The 778-nt window shown below is 30.7% G+C and carries 1 protein-coding gene; it reads right to left on the bottom strand.

Annotated elements, in window-relative coordinates:
* Positions 1–160: 160 nt before the first annotated feature.
* Positions 161–712: a bifunctional 5,10-methylenetetrahydrofolate dehydrogenase/5,10-methenyltetrahydrofolate cyclohydrolase gene (locus tag HMPREF9131_RS07555; RefSeq protein WP_009346273.1), complete on the bottom strand. Its 552-nt coding sequence runs from the start codon at positions 710–712 to the stop codon at positions 161–163.
* Positions 713–778: the final 66 nt, after the last annotated feature.

Genomic DNA, 778 nt, shown 5'->3' on the forward strand with positions numbered 1-778 from the left:
CAAAAGTTTCAACCTCACTTCTAAAACTTATAAAGGTAAAAATTGACCTCGCATTTTTGTATAAATCAGATTCAAATAAATTTTCTCCTATCTGATGAGAAAGCAGATCTCTTTTTTAATATTATCTCTTATGTTTTTAAATTCTTTTCTCAGTTCTTTTTTATTCATGAATTAAGGACTCCAATAGAAGTAAATTTGTCAAACTTCCTACCCCACCAGGTACTGGTGTATAAGCTTGTACAAAATCATTAACATCTTCTTGGTCAATATCTCCGCAAAGTTTGCCATTTTCATCTATTCCTATTGATAGATCAATAATTATTGATTTTTCTGTAAAGAAACTTCTGTCAAGAGATTTCATTTTTCCCATAGCCGTAAAGACGTAATCTGATTTTTTTATTAATTCCTTTATATTTTCTGTTTTAGAATGAGCAATTGTAACTGTTGCATTTCTATTTAATAAGAGCATGGCAAGGGGTTTACCTACAACTTGCGACCTATTTATAATTAAGGCTCTTTTGGCTAAGTTATATCCATAATCTTCCATCAACATAACGGCTGCCTTAGGTGAGAGTGGAATAAATCCATTCACATCTCCATCATAAATTTTAGCTTTGTTGATGGGATTTATACAATCTAAGTCTTTTTGTGGAGAAATTGCAAGGGCAACTTCTTTTTCATCAATATGTTTAGGTAGGGGTCTAAAAATCAAAATCCCCTTAACTTTTTATCCTCATTTAATTTTCATTAAAGAATTAATTGGCTCGTTTTTGTTTGC

The sequence above is a fragment of the Peptoniphilus sp. oral taxon 836 str. F0141 genome, from assembly GCF_000179335.1.
Taxonomy (GTDB): domain Bacteria; phylum Bacillota; class Clostridia; order Tissierellales; family Peptoniphilaceae; genus Peptoniphilus_A; species Peptoniphilus_A lacrimalis.